This window comes from Bartonella sp. AP88XZML (assembly GCF_042195565.1).
Taxonomy (GTDB): Bacteria; Pseudomonadota; Alphaproteobacteria; order Rhizobiales; family Rhizobiaceae; genus Bartonella.
The window spans coordinates 1-1,435 of the sequence record NZ_JBHIOQ010000044.1; the positions used below are offsets into that span (position 1 = coordinate 1).

Genomic DNA, 1,435 nt, shown 5'->3' on the forward strand with positions numbered 1-1,435 from the left:
ATGGCGTGGACAATCGGCATTTGCTCTTGGAGCTGGTTATACATCTGAAAATGGAAAAATCCGCTCTAATCTCTCTGCCACGAGTGCTGGTGGTCATTGGGGAATAGGTGGTGCAATCACTCTGAAAATAAAATAATACGAACAATAAAAACCGAACAAAACATTCACCCTTATTTATTGAAATGAGGGTGAATGTTTTTTTACAGACGCATAGTATTTATCTAGAGATAAGCATAATATTTGATGACGATATAAACTTTGAGGTTTTATAGAAGCCCCTTATATGCTTTTATTGCAAAAAGATCACAGTAGAATCCATATTGCTAAAAAGTTATATTTTTATGTTGCTATTTTCTTGAACAGTCTATAGTCATGCAGGAATGTATATTAATAAGACTCATTTTGATAAAATAACTTTCAAAGGGGGGATAAGTAGTGCGTAAAGATAAAAGATACATCAAAGGATCACGCATATATCATTACATGATATTTTAAGAAGAGAAGTCCTAACTAAAAAAGCAATTATCCGAAGCAAGTTAGATATCGGACACACTACAATCTCTTTTTATTTTACTTGTTATTAATAAAAAAATGCTTTCTAATAAAACTAAAGTCTATAATTAAGAAAAAACATACTAAAACCTTTTTTAGAGCATTTTATAGTAACCACTACCAAGTAAAAAGTAATATTAAATATGGAAGACCTCTTTTTTAGTTAGTAAAAAACAGCACACTAAAACCCTTAGATTCTAAATATATTATTTCTATGTCCACAAAACATAAATCAAAAACAAACACTTAGATCTCAATACAGAAAGCACAAACAAAACAAAAGACTCAAAATGTTCATATCCTAAGCAATGATCCTCTATTATGAATTCCAAAGAGATTAATAATGCTAAAATGTGTCTTTTTTATGTTTTGGAGGTGTTTTTAAGTTTTTTCATTGGAGAATTTGTTATGAAAAAATTATATGCCACATTAGCACACGATGATGCAAATGGGACTCATTTTCCTTATCCCTTGTCTTTGGTGAGGGTGCTTTTGTTGGTTGCAATAGTGGCGTTTTTATCGAATGTTTCTCCTAGTTTTTCGGCAAATGTCGATTTAAGCAAAATGTTCCTTGAAGGTGTCGAGAGTGCTGTTGTAGGAACTCCACAAAATGTTATCTCTGCTTATAATAGCGATAACAGTGAATTAGATGCTTCTAGTGCATCAAAGGAAAATTATATAACAGCGTTGAGTGTTGCGACGACACCTAAGGGGGATGCTACCAGTGACTATGCAAATTTTCTCATCAATACTCTTTCTGGTAACAGTGATAAGAATTCCACAATAAAGACTGATAATAGTTCTGTAATAAATACTTTGACACCAAGACAACTTATTCCTGTTAGTGAAATGCAGCGAGACACGAAAGCTGATCAAGGTGTTG

2 protein-coding genes are annotated in these 1,435 nt (G+C 32.5%); both read left to right on the forward strand.

The window, feature by feature from the left end; all coding sequences use genetic code 11:
• Positions 1-136, forward strand: a 136-nt coding sequence (locus tag ACFIK2_RS06745; protein ID WP_375633000.1) for a YadA-like family protein, incomplete at its 5' end; no start/stop codon positions are given.
• Between the two features lie 824 nt (positions 137-960).
• On the forward strand, positions 961-1,435 hold a 475-nt coding region (locus ACFIK2_RS06750; RefSeq protein ID WP_375677061.1), incomplete at its 3' end, for a hypothetical protein.